Origin of the sequence: Streptomyces violaceus, from assembly GCF_036014075.1 — a bacterium.
GTDB classification, from domain to species: Bacteria; Actinomycetota; Actinomycetes; order Streptomycetales; family Streptomycetaceae; genus Streptomyces; species Streptomyces violaceus.
The window spans coordinates 6,096,787-6,111,108 of record NZ_CP107911.1 but is presented as its reverse complement, the minus strand read 5'-3'; the positions used below and the strand labels follow the sequence as shown (position 1 = coordinate 6,111,108).

Annotated in this window: 12 protein-coding genes and 3 pseudogenes; 8 read left to right on the top strand and 7 right to left on the bottom strand. The window is 70.3% G+C overall.

From position 1 onward, the window contains the following. Positions 1–90 precede the first annotated feature (90 nt). The gene (locus OG542_RS27560; RefSeq protein ID WP_328414169.1) at positions 91–2,028 is read left to right on the top strand and encodes an amylo-alpha-1,6-glucosidase; all 1,938 of its coding nucleotides are present in this window, start codon (positions 91–93) and stop codon (positions 2,026–2,028) included. Positions 2,029–2,040: 12 nt separating this feature from the next. On the opposite strand, the pseudogene OG542_RS27555 reads toward OG542_RS27560, so the two are convergent. Next, positions 2,041–2,543: pseudogene (locus tag OG542_RS27555) on the bottom strand (integrase core domain-containing protein); the annotation flags it as partial. Here OG542_RS27555 and OG542_RS27550 point away from each other — a divergent pair. Then, positions 2,518–2,640: a hypothetical protein gene (locus tag OG542_RS27550; RefSeq protein WP_328414167.1), complete on the top strand. Its 123-nt coding sequence runs from the start codon at positions 2,518–2,520 to the stop codon at positions 2,638–2,640. The pseudogene OG542_RS27555 and the gene OG542_RS27550 sit on opposite strands and share 26 nt — an antisense overlap. Positions 2,641–2,731: 91 nt before the next feature. Here OG542_RS27550 and OG542_RS27545 read toward each other — a convergent pair whose 3' ends face one another. After that, a complete protein-coding gene (locus OG542_RS27545) occupies positions 2,732–4,357 on the bottom strand; it encodes a transposase (RefSeq protein ID WP_328414165.1) in 1,626 nt (541 codons plus the stop codon). Positions 4,358–4,600: 243 nt separating this feature from the next. On the opposite strand from OG542_RS27545, the gene OG542_RS27540 reads away from it, so the two are divergent. After that, a complete protein-coding gene (locus OG542_RS27540; RefSeq protein WP_328414163.1) occupies positions 4,601–6,412 on the top strand; it encodes a sulfatase-like hydrolase/transferase in 1,812 nt (603 codons plus the stop codon). Here OG542_RS27540 and dusB read toward each other — a convergent pair whose 3' ends face one another. Then, positions 6,413–7,546, bottom strand: a complete 1,134-nt coding sequence (gene dusB, locus OG542_RS27535; protein ID WP_311125589.1) for a tRNA dihydrouridine synthase DusB — start codon at positions 7,544–7,546, stop codon at positions 6,413–6,415. 77 nt (positions 7,547–7,623) lie between these two features. On the opposite strand from dusB, the gene OG542_RS27530 reads away from it, so the two are divergent. The 3 genes and pseudogenes from OG542_RS27530 to OG542_RS40855 form a co-directional block, all read left to right on the top strand. Next, positions 7,624–9,075 carry an MFS transporter gene (locus OG542_RS27530; protein WP_328414160.1) on the top strand — a complete coding sequence of 484 codons (1,452 nt, stop codon included), beginning with the start codon at positions 7,624–7,626 and terminating at the stop codon, positions 9,073–9,075. Between the two features lie 81 nt (positions 9,076–9,156). Further along, positions 9,157–9,204, top strand: a pseudogene (locus OG542_RS40860) (hypothetical protein); the annotation flags it as partial. A gap of 52 nt (positions 9,205–9,256) precedes the next feature. Next, a pseudogene (locus OG542_RS40855) lies at positions 9,257–9,476 on the top strand (IS5 family transposase); the annotation flags it as partial. Positions 9,477–9,485: 9 nt separating this feature from the next. Here the strand turns inward: OG542_RS40855 and OG542_RS27520 are convergent. Then, positions 9,486–9,947 (bottom strand): GNAT family N-acetyltransferase, encoded by a 462-nt coding sequence (locus OG542_RS27520; RefSeq protein ID WP_328418138.1) that lies wholly within the window; start codon positions 9,945–9,947, stop codon positions 9,486–9,488. 341 nt (positions 9,948–10,288) lie between these two features. Here OG542_RS27520 and OG542_RS27515 point away from each other — a divergent pair, with 341 nt between their 5' ends. Then, the gene (locus OG542_RS27515) at positions 10,289–10,495 is read left to right on the top strand and encodes a hypothetical protein (RefSeq protein ID WP_184592415.1); all 207 of its coding nucleotides are present in this window, start codon (positions 10,289–10,291) and stop codon (positions 10,493–10,495) included. Between the two features lie 28 nt (positions 10,496–10,523). Further along, on the top strand, positions 10,524–11,546 hold the full coding sequence (locus tag OG542_RS27510) for a YncE family protein (protein ID WP_328414157.1): 1,023 nt from the start codon (positions 10,524–10,526) through the stop codon (positions 11,544–11,546). Between the two features lie 45 nt (positions 11,547–11,591). Here the strand turns inward: OG542_RS27510 and OG542_RS27505 are convergent, their stop codons facing one another. The 3 genes from OG542_RS27505 to OG542_RS27495 all read right to left on the bottom strand — a co-directional run bounded on the left by OG542_RS27505 (position 11,592) and on the right by OG542_RS27495 (position 14,237). Next, positions 11,592–12,311, bottom strand: a complete 720-nt coding sequence (locus OG542_RS27505; RefSeq protein ID WP_328414155.1) for a hypothetical protein — start codon at positions 12,309–12,311, stop codon at positions 11,592–11,594. A 306-nt stretch (positions 12,312–12,617) separates the two neighbouring features. After that, positions 12,618–13,208: a TetR family transcriptional regulator gene (locus OG542_RS27500; RefSeq protein ID WP_328414154.1), complete on the bottom strand. Its 591-nt coding sequence runs from the start codon at positions 13,206–13,208 to the stop codon at positions 12,618–12,620. A 24-nt stretch (positions 13,209–13,232) separates the two neighbouring features. Continuing rightward, positions 13,233–14,237 carry an aldo/keto reductase gene (locus OG542_RS27495; RefSeq protein WP_328414151.1) on the bottom strand — a complete coding sequence of 335 codons (1,005 nt, stop codon included), beginning with the start codon at positions 14,235–14,237 and terminating at the stop codon, positions 13,233–13,235. Between the last annotated feature and the right edge of the window lie 85 nt (positions 14,238–14,322).

The following is a 14,322-nucleotide window of genomic DNA, read 5'->3' as shown; positions in this document are numbered from 1 at the left end:
CCAGTGGCGGTTACACGCCCTGCCCTGCTCCGCAGAAGCAGCGTTTCCTCCCCGGGCTGAAGACCGGGGTATCCACGAAGGGAACACCCGATGACGGACCGGCATCATCTGCTAGTGCACGGCGGGACGTTCGCCGCCGTCGGCGACCGCGGCGACATCAGCGGCTACCGGGGCGGCAGCGCCCCGGACGGCATGTTCGTACGGGACGCACGGCATCTCAGCCGGTGGCAGCTCACCGTGGACGGAGCCGTGCCCGAGACGCTGACGCCGGTGGCCGACGCGGACACCGCGCGCTGCGTCCTCGTCCCGCGCGGCGGCCGCAACGAGCCGCCCGCCTACACCCTCTTCCGCGAACAGGCCGTCGGCGACGCCTCCTTCGTGGAGTCGCTGCGCATCACCAGCAACCGCCCGGCGCCGACGACGGTCCGCCTCGCGGTCACCGCCGACGCCGACTTCACCGACCAGTTCGAGCTGCGCTCCGACCACCGCACCTACGCCAAGGCCGGTGCCGTCCGCTCCCGCCAGGTCCTCGGCCACGGCGTGGAGTTCACCTACCGGCGCGGCGAGTGGCGCTCGTGTACGACCGTGACGGCCGAGCCCCAGCCGGACGCCGTGGAGGAGACCGGCACCGGCGCCCGCCGCCTGGTGTGGACCCTGGAGCTCGCCCCGCACGGCACCGCCGAGCTGGTCCTGCGGGTCATGGCACGCCCGCACGGCGAGAAGCGGGCCCTGCGCGTACCCCGCTCCCCGGCCGCCGTGAGGGAGCGACTGCTGGCCCGGGAGGGCGAGTTCGTGGAGGGCCTGGCCTTCCCGACCGGCTGGCCGGACCTGGCCGCGGCCTGCTCCCGGGGTCTCGCCGACCTCGCCGCGCTCCAGGTCCCGGCGAAGGGACCGGACGGCGAGGAACTGCGCGTCCCGGCGGCCGGCGCCCCCTGGTTCCTGACGCTGCTGGGCCGGGACGCCCTGCTCACGTCGCTGTTCGCACTGCCCTACCGGCCCCGGCTGGCCGCCGCCACCCTGCCCGCGCTCGCCGCGGCCCAGGCCACGGACACCGGCGCGAGCCAGGTCGCCCAGCCGGGAAAGATCGTCCACGAGGTGCGGCACGGCGAACTGGCCCACTTCGGCCAGGTCCCCTACGGCCGCTACTACGGCTCGGTCGACGCCACGCCGCTGTTCCTCGTCCTCCTCGGCGCCTACGCGGAGCAGACCGGCGACACCGGCCTGGCCCGCCGCCTGGAGCCCCACGCCCGCGCCGCGGTCGGCTGGATGCTGGACCACGGCGGCCTTACCTCGCGCGGCTACCTCGTCTACCGCGCCGACCAGGGCGGCCTCGCCAACCAGAACTGGAAGGACTCCCCCGGCGCCATCTGCTCCGCCGAGGGGACCCGCCCCCACGGGCCGGTGACGGCCGCGGGCGCCCAGGGCTACGCTTACGACGCGCTGCGCCGCACGGCGTGGCTCGCGCGCACGGTGTGGCAGGACGGGACGTACGCGGACCTGCTGGAACAGGCGGCCGGTGACCTGCGCGACCGTTTCCAGCGGGACTTCTGGATGGAAGAGCACTCCTTCCCGGCGCTCGCGCTCGACGGCCGGGGCGACCAGGTCGACGCCCTGGCCTCCGACGCCGGGCATCTGCTGTGGTCGGGCCTGCTGGACAAGGAGTACGGCGAACAGGTCGGCCGGCGCCTCCTCGAACCGGACTTCTTCTCCGGCTGGGGCGTGCGCACCCTGGCCGCCGGCCAGCCGGCCTTCCACCCGCTCTCCTACCACCGCGGTTCGGTCTGGCCGCACGACAACGCGCTGATCGCGCTGGGCCTGGCCCGCTACGGACTGCACGACGAGGCCCGCGCGATCGCCCGCGGCCTGGTCGACGCGGCGACCGCGACCGGCAACCGGCTCCCCGAGGTCCTCGCGGGCTACGGCCGCGACACCCACCCGGAGCCGGTCCCGTACCCGCACGCGTGCGTACGTGAATCCCGTTCGGCCTCGGCCCCGTTGGCGCTGCTCACGGCGGTCGGGGGCGTCTGAGGGGCGGTTGGCCTAGGTGTACTGCCCAGGGACATTGGTCAACCTGGTGACGGGCGGTTTGCCGCCGGTTGCGGTGTGGGGCGGTGGTGATTGTAGTGATGGAGCCAGGCTGACAGGGCTTTGCGGCGGGCTGATTCGCTTGAGTAGAAGCGTCCGAGGGCCCAGCCGTCGGCCAGGGTGCGGTGGAAGCGCTCGACCTTGCCGTTCGTCTGTGGCCGGTAGGGCCGGGTCTTCTTCGGTGTGATGCCGAGTTCGGTGCAGGCCCGGTTCCAGTGCCGGGAGCGGTAGGCCGAGCCGTTGTCGGTCAGGACCCGCTCGATGGTCACGCCGCGGGCGGCGAACCAGGCCACCGCGCGGTGCAGGACATCGACAGCGGTGTCGGCTGTCTCGTCGTTGCGGATCTCGGCGTAGGCGACGCGGGAGTGGTCGTCGACGACGGTGTGGACGAATGCGGTTCCCAGCAGCGGGCCGCGGTACTTGTTGCGGGGTATGTCTGGTGTTGCGACACGGTTCCTGCGGCTCGACGACCACTCTCGCCTCGCCTACAACGAGGTCCACGCAGACGAGGAGAGCGAACGACGCGACGCGTTCCCCGACTGGCTGCACACCTAGCGTTTGCCGGGTGTTTGCCGAGCGCTGGCCCGGCGAGCTGAACGCACCTGGAGGACACCCCGTACGGAACTGAGGCGGACCCGAACCGTTCCTATTCAGTGGGCAGGAGTGAGTCTTGGACCCATTCGTGGTCACTGCGGACATCCCGAACGGTGTTGGGTGTCCTGGTCGCCCGCTTTCGCTCCGCGTCCGGCGGCACGGATCGGGTCCGTGGTCCGGGGATGCGGGGGCGGGGTCCCTCACGCCCTGGGGTGCCCGGTCGGGCCTGGACGGTCCGATGCCTCGCACGATCACACCGGTCGTGTCGGGGCGGTGCCGTCCGTCGCCGGATCGTGTGGCCCAGGGCGCGTCTTCCGATCGCCACGGCGGCTGCGTCGTGGCGGGTGGCCTTCCTGGTTGTGGTGGTGAGGGGCTTGCGCCAGTGCTGGGCGCCCCAGCGGCTGGTGTAGGCCGGGTCAACCGCGACGACGGTGATGCCGAGTTCGGCGGCCATGCTGACGATCCGGGCCCGCAGCCTGGATGTGGGCATGCCGGAGATCAGCTTGCGGAAGCGGGTGCGGCGGCCGTGCTTCTCACGGGTCTTCTCTGCGCCGAAGTCGAGGTCCTCGATCGCGATGGCGAGGCAGTGGCGTTTGGCGAAGTGGAGCAGGCTGGTCAGGGCGTGGCGGATCTGGGCGTCGCGGTGGGTGGTGGTGCCGGACAGGTCGTATCCGAAGCGCAGGGGCGCGCCGGTGGGGTTGCCGTGTGGGTCGAGGCGCCAGGCGGCCAGGTGTTCGGCGTTGGTGTCCACGCCGAGCATGCCGTGTACACGGGCCGCCGCCAGGGGGACAGCCGGGGCCGGGGGCACGGTCCAGGACGCGGTGAGGTACCAGCGGCCACGCTGCACGTCTTCGTGGATGCGGTAGGCCACAGCCCGGTTCGCGCTGACGCGGTCGGCCCACTGCTCGCCGCGGTGCGCGAAGCTCACCCGGCCGGCCAGGACGTAGCGGCCCTGCGGGGCATTCGCCAGACGGGCCAGGGGCGCGGGCAACTTGATCGAGACCTCGCCGTCGGGTGTGACACGGACAGACTCGTTGCCGAACTTCTTGCCGGACTCGCCGTCGGCCTGGAGGAACCGGCGTGCGGCCTGCCACCTCTTGCGCCACTCCGGCTCGCTCAGCCCAGCCTGGTCCAGGTGATGGCGGGTGTTCAGCAGCCGTTTGCCGCCACGCACGACGCGTACCCGCCCGGCTTCCCAGTCGGCCCGCACCTTCTCAAGCCGGTCTTGAAGCACGTGCAGGCGGCGGGACTTGGCATGCCACTCCCGCCGGGAGCCGTAGCCGCCGGGCGCCCGCTTGCTGCTCTTCTCACCCACCGGCAGCGACAGCCGGTGGGTGATCATGGCGATCCCGGCCTGCAGGCTCTTGATGTGTGCGTGCTGACCGCGCCGGGCCAGCGCCCACTGATCATGGCTGGCCTTCGTGACCGACCCCGCCCAACGGGAGGAAGACTCTGGCGTCAGGATGCGCTTGCGCTGCGCCCACTGCTCACTGTCGTGTTCCAGTCCGGCCGCACACCGCGTCTTCAGATCACGGGCAGCCAGCATGCCCAGATGGCCCCCGACCAGGCGCAGAACCGTCTCGTCCGCACCGCTCAGGTGCTTGAGGCGGGTACGGATCGCCACCCCCGAGGGACCGGGCACCACGAACAGCGCAGCCACCTCCCGCAGCCCACCCACCCTGTCACCCCCCGCCCCGGTACCGCAGCAAGCCTTCTCGCGACATCCAACGACCACCACCGGCGAAGGTCACGCATTCGATATAAGAACTCCCGTTCCCCACCCGGGGGTCAGTGCCTGCCACCACCCAGGTACTCACATATGCGTGCCGAGTCACGCTCTACTGCCCTGCATCGCCCAGCTGTTCGCCACCCCCACGCGGGTCCGCCACCCCACCGGGTTTCGTACTGGAAGGACCTCCGGGTGCCTGTCTTCACACGCTTGCGCCAGTCATCGCGGCCGGTCGGCGGCCTGTCCGAGGCCGAACCCGAGACACGGCATGACGAGAGAGCAGAAGAGGAAAGGGAGGGGAAGAGGGAGCCGGGCGGCAGATCCCGCCTCGCCCGCCTCACCCGCCTCCGCACCTGGCGCACCCGTCACCCCCGCGCCGCCCGCACCCTCCGCTGGACGACCACCACCCTCGCCGCCGCCCTGATCCTCGGTGCCCTGCTGCTGCCCAACACCCTCCCCGCCGTGGGGCCGAAGAGCTTCACGCGCATACCGGCCGAGGCGGTCATCGGGGCCGTCGTGGTGCTGTGGCTGCCGCGTCGGCCCCGGCTGGTCGCGGCGGTGCTGTACGGGCTCGGCCTGACCGCGCTGACCGCCGTGAACCTGCTCGACATGGGGTTCAACGAGTATCTGGGCCGGGGCTTCAACGCCGCGCTCGACTGGGACCTGCTGCCCGACGCCCAGGCGTACGTCGGGGACACGCTGGGCGGGGGCGTCGCGACCGCCGCCGCCGTCGGCGCGATCGTGCTGGTCCTGCTGCTGGCGGCCGTCATGGTCGCGGCGACGGTCCGGCTCAGCGACCTGCTCGTGCGCCACCGGCCCCGGGCGGCCCGGGGCGCGCTGATCGCCGGCGTCGTCTGGATCACCTGCTCCGCCCTGGGCCTGACGCTCTTCGGCGGGCCGATCGCCTCCGAGCGTGGCGCCGGAGCCCTCCGGGTGCATGCTCAGCGGACGGTGGAGTCCCTGCGCGACGAGGCGGCCTTCGCGAAGCACGCCCAGGCGGACACCTTCGGGAACACCCCGCCCGACCAGCTGCTGCCCGACCTGCGCGGCAAGGACGTGATCTTCACGTTCATCGAGAGCTACGGCCGCAGCGCCGTCGAGGACCCGATCATGGCCCCCGGCGTCGACCGCACCCTCGACACCAGTGGCAAGGCCCTGGCGAAGGCCGGCTTCGCCGCCCGCAGCGGCTGGCTGACCTCGGCGACCTACGGAGGCAGCAGCTGGCTCGGCCACTCCACGACCATGTCCGGCCTGTGGATCGACAACCAGCGCCGCTACCGCACGGTCACCGCGGGCGACCATCTCACCCTCACCAAGGCGTTCCGCAAGAGCGGCGCCTGGGACACGGTCGGCGTGATGCCCGGCGTGCAGAAGGGCTGGCCGGAGGAGAAGTGGTACGGCCTCGACAAGCTCTACGACGCCTACGACCTGGGGTACAAGGGCCCGAAGTTCAGCTGGTCGACGATGCCCGACCAGTACGCGCTGGAGGCGTTCCAGCGCCGGGTGCACGGCAAGAAGCGCGACAAGCCGCTGATGTCGTTCGTCATCCTGACCTCCAGCCACCAGCCCTGGGCGCCCCTCCCGAAGATGGTCGGCTGGGACGAACTCGGCGACGGCTCACGCTTCGACGCCATCGAGAAGGCCGGCAACAAGGCGTCGGACATCATCACCGACACCGCCAGGTCCCGGCAGGAGTACGGCAAGTCCATCCAGTACTCGGTCACCAGCCTCACCCAGTGGCTGGAGCGCTACGGCACCGACGACACCGTCCTGGTCTTCCTCGGCGACCACCAGCCCATGGCCCGGGTCAGCGGCACCCGCGCCAGCCGCGACGTGCCGGTCTCGATCGTCGCGAAGGACCCGAAGGTCCTCGACAAGGTCGCCGACTGGAACTGGACGGAGGGACTCAAGCCCGGCCGCGACGCACCGGTGTGGAAGATGAGCTCGTTCCGCGACCGCTTCCTCAAGGCGTACGGCTCCACGCCGCACCGCTCGGGAGGCTGATCAGCCGCCGGAGGTGTCGAGCTCGGCGTCCTCGCCGACCCCGGCGCAGTCGTACGGGTCCTTCAGCCAGCCGTCCGGCAGCACCACCCGGTTGTTGCCGGACGTACGGCCCCGGGGCCCGTCGGCGTCGGCGGGCCAGGGCTGGTCGAGGTCCAGCTCGTCCAGACCGGACCGCAGTTCCTCCAGCGAGGAGGTGATCGCGAGGCGCTTGCGCATCTCGGACCCGACCGCGAAGCCCTTCAGGTACCAGGCGACGTGCTTGCGGAAGTCGATGACCCCGCGCGCCTCGTCCCCGATCCACTCACCGAGCAGCGTGGCGTGCCGGACCATGACGTCGGCGACCTCGCGCAGCGCCGGGCGGGCGATGTCCTGGGTGCGCCCCTCGAAGGCGGCCACCAGGTCGGCGAACAGCCACGGCCGCCCGAGGCAGCCACGCCCCACGACGACACCGTCACACCCGGTCTCGCGCACCATCCGCAGCGCGTCCTCGGCCGACCAGATGTCGCCGTTGCCGAGCACCGGGATCTCCGGCACGTGCTCCTTCAGCCGGGCGATGGCGTCCCAGTCGGCGGTGCCGCCGTAGTGCTGGGCGGCGGTGCGGCCGTGCAGCGCGATGGAGGTGACGCCCTCCTCGACGGCGATCCGGCCGGCGTCGAGGAAGGTGATGTGGTCGTCGTCGATGCCCTTGCGCATCTTCATCGTCACGGGCAGATCGCCGGCGCCGCTGACGGCCTCGCGCAGGATGGCCCGCAGCAGGTTCCGCTTGTACGGCAGCGCGGAGCCGCCGCCCTTCCTCGTGACCTTCGGCACCGGGCAGCCGAAGTTGAGGTCGATGTGGTCGGCGAGGTCCTCTTCCGCGATCATGCGGACGGCCTTGCCGACGGTCGCCGGGTCCACGCCGTAGAGCTGGATCGACCGGGGCCGCTCCGTCTCGTCGAAGTGGATGAGCTGCATGGTCTTCTCGTTGCGTTCGACCAGCGCCCGGGTGGTGATCATCTCGCTGACGAACAGGCCCTTCCCTCCGCTGAACTCCCTGCACAGGGTGCGGAAGGGCGCGTTGGTGATCCCGGCCATGGGGGCCAGGACGACGGGGGGCTGGACGGTGTGCGGGCCGATGCGGAGGGGCGTGGACATTCCTCCATTGTGCCGTGCAATGAGGCGGTAAATTCATTAGTTAGCCACACTATCGAAATCGGCGTACGATGGCCCGCATGCCCGAGCTCAGCCCCCGCCGCCGCATGCTGGTGCTCGCGATCTGCTGCATGAGCCTGCTGATCGTGAGCCTCGACAACACGGTCCTGAACGTGGCCCTGCCCTCCATGCAGCAGGACCTGCACGCGAGCACCTCAGGTCTGCAGTGGACGATCGACGCCTACACCCTGGTCCTGGCCTCGCTGCTGATGCTCGCGGGCTCCACGGCCGACCGGATCGGCCGCAGGCGCGTCTTCATGGCGGGCCTTGTCGTCTTCACCCTCGGCTCGGTGCTCTGCTCCCTCGCACCGAATCTGGAGGCGCTGGTCGCCTTCCGGATGGTGCAGGCGGTGGGCGGCTCGATGCTGAACCCGGTCGCCATGTCGATCATCACCAACACGTTCACCGACCCACGTGAGCGGGCCCGCGCGATCGGCGCGTGGGGCGCGGTCGTCGGCATATCGATGGCCGCCGGCCCGCTGGTCGGCGGCCTCCTCGTCGAATCCGTCGGCTGGCGCTCCATCTTCTGGATCAACCTGCCGGTGGGCCTGGCCGCCCTGCTGCTCACCCTGCGTTTCGTCCCCGAGTCCCGCGCCGCCAAGGCCCGCCGCCCCGACCCGGTCGGCCAGCTCCTGGTGGTCGCCCTCTTCGGCTCTCTTACGTACGCGATCATCGAGGCGCCGAGCACGCCGTTCGCCTCGACAGCCCCGCTGGCCGTGGTGGCCCTGGCCGCTCTAGCCGGCCTGCTCTGGTACGAGCCCCGTCGGGCGGAGCCCCTGATCGACCTGCGGTTCTTCCGCTCGGCGCCGTTCAGCGGGGCCACGGTCATCGCGGTCAGCGCGTTCGCCGCGCTCGGCGGGTTCCTCTTCCTGTCCACCCTGTACCTCCAGAACGTCCGCGGCCTGACCGCCCTGGAGGCGGGACTGTGGATGCTGCCGATGGCGGCCCCGACGTTCCTGTGCGCCCCGCTCTCCGGCCGCCTGGTCGGCAGCCGGGGCCCGCGTCTGTCCCTGCTGATCGCGGGCTGCGCGATGACGGCGAGCGGCATCCTCTTCGCGGCGTTCGAGGCCGAGACCTCGAACGTCACGCTCTTCGCCGGGTACGTCCTCTTCGGCATCGGCTTCGGGTTCGTCAACGCTCCGATCACCAACACGGCGGTGTCCGGGATGCCGCGTGCGCAGGCGGGTGTCGCCGCGGCGGTGGCCTCCACGAGCCGGCAGCTCGGGCAGACGCTGGGGGTCGCGGTGGTGGGAGCGGTGCTCGCCTCCGGCGTGGGCGCGTCCTCGTACCGCGAGCTGTTCGTCCCTGCCGCCCGGCCGGGCTGGTGGATCATCGCGGCATGTGGCTTCGCGGTGCTGGCGCTGGGGGCGGTCACGAGCGGACAGTGGGCGCGACGTACGGCCGATCGGACAGCCGAGCGGCTGGAGTCGGCGGAGGTACGGGATGTGGTGGTGGCTGCGGAGCGGGCCTAGGGCGTGTACCGAAATTGGATCTTGAACGTGGGATGATCTTGATTTGCGGCAGGTGGAGATCTGACGGACACGCAATGGGCAGTGGTCGAACCGCTGTTGCCGAAGGGCAAGAAGCCCGGACGGCCGCCGACGTGGGCTAGCTGGCAGCTGATCGACGGCATACGGTTCCGGGTCCGCACCGGGTATCCGCTGCACCATTCCGGACAGGGCCGACCAGGCCCGCAACCGCAAGAAACGCGGCTTCCGCGGCGGCCGGCCACCGAAGTTCGCCCCGCGGGACTACGAGGCGCGGCACGCGGCCGGGTGCGGCATCAATCGCCTTCGTGGCCACCCGGTACGACAAGCTCGCGGTCCGCTACGAGGCGACAGTCCTCGTCGCGGCCATCAACGAGTGGCTATGACCGGCCACGTCACGATGGCGCTGCGTAACAGCGGATGGCCACTGTCTGGTGCGGGCTCCACTGCTGCTCGACTGTGGCCATCAGCTCCCAGCCCAGCCGCTCATACAGGGCTGCCGCGGCGGTATCGGATGTGACGACGTCGAGCATCGGATGCAGGCCACGACGTCGCGCTTCCTCCACTGCTTGACCGATCAGCAGTGCACCGATCCGATGTCCCCTCGCCTGCGGGGCAACGAACAGCCTGCTGACCACGGCGGTCATATCCCGCGTCGCCCCGTTCCGCTCGCTCCACAACTTCGGGGCCAGATCGCCTTCGCCGCCTTGCGACAAACTGACATGCCCAACCAGGCCGCCTTCGAGTTCGGCAACCCAGGAGCCCAGCAGGGGACCGCGTGACAGCCACTCGCCGGGCTGATCCGGCCAGTTCACCGGATAGCCATCGCGCGCATGGACCTCTGCGAGCACCCGCACGCACTCCTCGACATCGCCATCAACCCTCTGCCGGACCCAGCGGCTCGGCCTCTCGTCAGGCACCCCGGAGTTCTCGATGTTCACTCGGGCATAGAAACACAGGCCACAGAGTCACAACCAGCCACTTTCGCTACACGCCCTAGGTGGCTGTTCCGGGCCCGGACCGGTGTGCCTTGGCCGGACCTGCCCGAACGGTAGGGTCCCCATCATTCACCATGCTTCCAGGTGCCTCACAGCCGGATAACTCGCTGCCGGGCGAAGCCCTGTTGATGTTGGTCATGCTGCACACTCCTTGCTGGGAACAGACCGGATCCGCCGGATTCCTGGACGCGGGAGGCGTCATGGCGCAGATCGACACGAGCAAGGTCAGCCGTTGGGACCAGCACGGCCGCGAACACGTGGTGCGGGTGGAGCGCACCGGCGTGCAGCGCACGATCAGATGCGGCACCTGCGGCTGGCGAAGAGGTGCCCAGTTCCTGCCCTGGCTGAAGGCGGAGGAGCATCTGGCGGAGGCCCACCAGGCAACGGTGGACCCGACAGCAGCGTGATCTCGAGAGTCGAGGTGAGGGAACTGTGGTGACGCGTCGTTCGGTGATCAAGGCGGCGGGCGCGGGGGCGTTAGCGGGCGGCGTGAGCGCGTCCGCCCTGGGTGCCGCCCGGGCGGCTGAGGCCGCTGACGTCCTGGTCGTGGTCGAGAAGAGCAGCCACGCCGTCAGTTTTTACGACGTCTCCTCGGGGCGGCGTCTGAGGACCGTCGGACTGCCCGACTACCCGCACGAGATGGTCGTCGACTCACGCCGGCGATTCGCCTACGTCGGGCACTACGGAGTGCGCATGTCCTCCACCGTCGGCGAGGGCGGCGCCGCGGTCTTCGTCATCGACCTCGTCGAGCGGTCCCTGGCCCGGACCATCGACACCCGGCCGTTCAACCGTGTCCACGGCATGGGCATCGACCACCACGACCGGCTGTACGCCCTGAGCGAGGAGAAGGCGGTCCTGCTCGGCTTCGACACCCCCGCCACGGACCAGGCGCCGTCCAGGGCGGTGCCCACGCACGGGGTGAAGACCCATCTGTTCACTCTCAGCCGGGACGGCGAACGCGCCTATGTCACCGGGTTGTTGTCCCACACGGTGAGCCTCGTGCGCCCCCACGACGCCTCCGCCCCACCGCTCCTCGCCACTCCCGGCCAATTGCCCGAGAGCAGCTGTCTGAGCCGGGACGAGAAGACACTGTTCGTCGGGGCCCGGAAGAGCTCCTCCCTGGTCGCCATGGACGCGCGCACCCTGAAGGTACGGCGGAGCCGGAAGATCGGCGGAGACCCGCTGCGGGTCTACACCCTCGACGACGAACGGCTGCTGGTGACGGACATCGTCGCCAACACCCTCACCGTGTTCAGCACCGACCTGCGACCGCTCCGCTCCCTCCAGCTCGACGGAACCCCGTCCGCCGTGTCACTGCACCCGGGCAGGCCCTTGGCCTACGTGTCCCAACTGGGCACGAACCGGGTCGCCGTCGTCGATCTGGACCGGTTCACCGTCGTGGGCGACTTCGCCGCCGGACTGGAGCCGGATTCCTCGGTGCTGCTGCCGGGCGCCTGACCGTCACCATGCCGTGAACCAGACCCTGCAGAAGTCTGTGCGAGATCAGACCGTCGTGCTGTTTCCGCCTGTCGTACTGCTTCCGCCTGGTGGTCCGCCCAGGGGCGGGGTGCTTGAGTCATGCTGTGGCTGCGTGGGCTGGTGCTGCTGTGCCGCGCCGGGCGGCAGGGCGAGGGGGGAGTGCTGAACCGTCGGGGCGGGAAGATTCCGGTTCCTCCACGCGACCACCAGGCCCAGGATGGCCGCCAGGGCTGTGGCGATGAGGGCCAGCTCTTCGATCATCTTCGTGGCCCAGTCATAGGCGTCCGCGAGCCACGCGAAACCCCCTTCCTCCTGGGGCTTTTCCTTCACCTCGGCGTGGGAGATGATCGGTGGCTTCTCGTAGAGCACGGTTTCCGTGTCCTCGAAATACGAGGTCACAGTGAGTGCGAGGTTCGCCTTGCCGGATTTCTTCGCCTGCACTTCCCAGACCCAGGTCACCGCTTGGTCAGTCAGCTTGTTGGTGACATGTTGCCGTTTCGAGGAGATGGGAGTGCAGGTCACAGCACCTGAGCAGTGAAGACGCACCACGACTTGGCCGCCGGTCATCACGCTCACGCCTGCCGTTTCCTTGTCGACGTGACTCCAGCGACCATAAATCGCGGCGCGAAAGTAGACCGCCTGGCCGACAGTAAGGCGGAGCTTCTCCGGCTTGGTGTATTCCAGGCGCGCCTGGAAAAGCTGCTTCCGCGCACGGTCCAGTTCGCGGAAGAAGTCGTCGTCCATACCGCTCGCCGGCGGCTGGCCGCATGTCGCCCCGTCATAACACGGAGGGGGGCGTTGTGCCAGCTTCCATGGCTCTGCAATCCAGAACACCACCCCCGATGCAACCCATACAAGTAAGGAAGCGATGATGAGGCGGCGGCGACGTCGGCGCAGCGCGTCCCTCGCCCTGGCTCTGGCTTCCGCCGCTCTTCCCAGGCGCTCGTGTTGACCGGGTCGAACCATGCGGCCCCCTAGTGACATCGCGCCAGCCACCTGGTCCGCGAGGCAAGCACTTTACCGGCACTACGGGGTGAGTGCCGTCCGGCATCAGGGCGCTCGCAACCCCCGCACCACCAGCTCCACCACAGCCTCGAACTCCCCCTCCACACCGGGCTGCTCCCACTCCCGCGCATAACAGGGGTCGTGGAAACGCCCCGTCGCCTGGAAGACCGCGCGGGCCGAGGCCTCCGGGTCGGTGGCGGTGAAGCTGCCGGTCTCCACGCCGGCCTCGATGATGCGGGCCAGCTGAGTGGTGAGGTCGGTGATGTGCTCGCCCACCGCCGTACCGGCCTCGTCCGTGAGGACCATGTACGTGGCGAACAGCTCCGGATCGTCGCCGGCCTTGCGGCGCTTCGCGGCGAACAGCGCGGCGAGCCAGTCCCGCAGCCGGGCCTCCGGGGCGCTGCCGCCGGCGACGATGCCGGACAGCTCCCCGGACGTGCGGTCCAGCCAGCGCTTGGTGACCGCCTCGCGCAGCGCCGCCTTGGTCCGGAAGTGGCGGTAGACGCTGCCGTGGCTGACACCGAGCGCCCGGGCGACGTCCACGACGGTGGCCTTGGCCGGGCCGTGGCGCCGCAGCACCTCCTCGGTGGCCTCGAGGATACGCTCGGCGGTCAGGGTCTCGCTGGTCGGTGCCATGCCCAGACCGTACCCGGAGCCCAGTCAGCTCTCGAGGTGCGCCATCTGGGCCGCCGGGTAGCGGTCACCGGCGGCGGCTCCGGCCGGCACGGCCTCCTCGATCGCGGTCAGGTCGGCCGTGTCCAGCGTCACGTCCAGCGCGCCCAGCGCCTCCGTGAGCCGGTCGCGGCTCCGGGCGCCGATCAGCGGCACGATGTCCTCACCGCGCGAGAGCACCCAGGCGATGGCCGTCTGCGCGACGCTGACGCCCTTCTGCTCGGCGATCTTCCGCAGCGCCTCCACGAGGTTCAGGTTGTGCCGGAGGTTCTCGCCCTGGAAGCGCGGCGACATCGCCCGGAAGTCGCCCGCGCCGAGCTGCCGGTCCGCGGTGAAGTGGCCCGATATCAGGCCCCGGGAGAGCACCCCGTACGCCGTGACGCCGATGCCCAGCTCACGCGTGGTCGGCAGGATCTCGTCCTCGATGCCGCGCGATATGAGGGAGTACTCGATCTGGAGGTCGGAGATCGGCGCGGTGGCGGCGGCCCGGCGGATGGTCTCGGCGCCGACCTCGCTCAGGCCGATGTGCCGCACATAGCCCTTCTCGACCAGCTCCGCGATCGCGCCGACCGTCTCCTCGATCGGCACGTCCGGGTCGAGGCGGGCGATGCGGTAGACGTCGATGTGGTCGACGCCGAGCCGCTGGAGGGAGTACGCGGCGAAGTTCTTCACGGCGGCGGGCCGGCCGTCGTAGCCGGACCAGCCGCCGTCCGGGTCGCGCAGGGCGCCGAACTTCACACTGATCAGGGCCTGTTGCCGCCGGGTGGCGGGAGCGCTGCGCAGGGCCTCTCCGATCAGCAATTCGTTGTGGCCCATGCCGTAGAAGTCGCCGGTGTCCAGCAGGGTGACGCCCGCTTCGAGCGCCGCGTGGAGGGTCGCGACGGACTCGGCCCGGTCCGCCTCGCCGTACAGGGCGGACATGCCCATGCAGCCGAGACCGAGGGCGGAGACCTGGGGGCCGGTGGTTCCGAGGGGGCGGGTTCGCATCGTCATGCCAACCACCATGCCATGACAGCTGACATATTTCAATATCTGTCAGTCAATACTTGTCACCCCCCCACCGGCTACCCCCACCTGG

What these genes read in the sequence shown, in the direction of transcription:
- OG542_RS27495 (WP_328414151.1), bottom strand. Translation starts at nt 14,237, where the DNA reads ATGACGATGCGAACCCGCCCCCTCGGAACCACCGGCCCCCAGGTCTCC.
- OG542_RS27560 (WP_328414169.1), top strand. Translation starts at nt 91, where the DNA reads ATGACGGACCGGCATCATCTGCTAGTGCACGGCGGGACGTTCGCCGCC.
- OG542_RS27530 (WP_328414160.1), top strand. Translation starts at nt 7,624, where the DNA reads ATGCCCGAGCTCAGCCCCCGCCGCCGCATGCTGGTGCTCGCGATCTGC.
- OG542_RS27550 (WP_328414167.1), top strand. Translation starts at nt 2,518, where the DNA reads ATGTCTGGTGTTGCGACACGGTTCCTGCGGCTCGACGACCACTCTCGC.
- OG542_RS27515 (WP_184592415.1), top strand. Translation starts at nt 10,289, where the DNA reads ATGGCGCAGATCGACACGAGCAAGGTCAGCCGTTGGGACCAGCACGGC.
- OG542_RS27505 (WP_328414155.1), bottom strand. Translation starts at nt 12,311, where the DNA reads ATGGACGACGACTTCTTCCGCGAACTGGACCGTGCGCGGAAGCAGCTT.
- OG542_RS27500 (WP_328414154.1), bottom strand. Translation starts at nt 13,208, where the DNA reads ATGGCACCGACCAGCGAGACCCTGACCGCCGAGCGTATCCTCGAGGCC.
- dusB (WP_311125589.1), bottom strand. Translation starts at nt 7,546, where the DNA reads ATGTCCACGCCCCTCCGCATCGGCCCGCACACCGTCCAGCCCCCCGTC.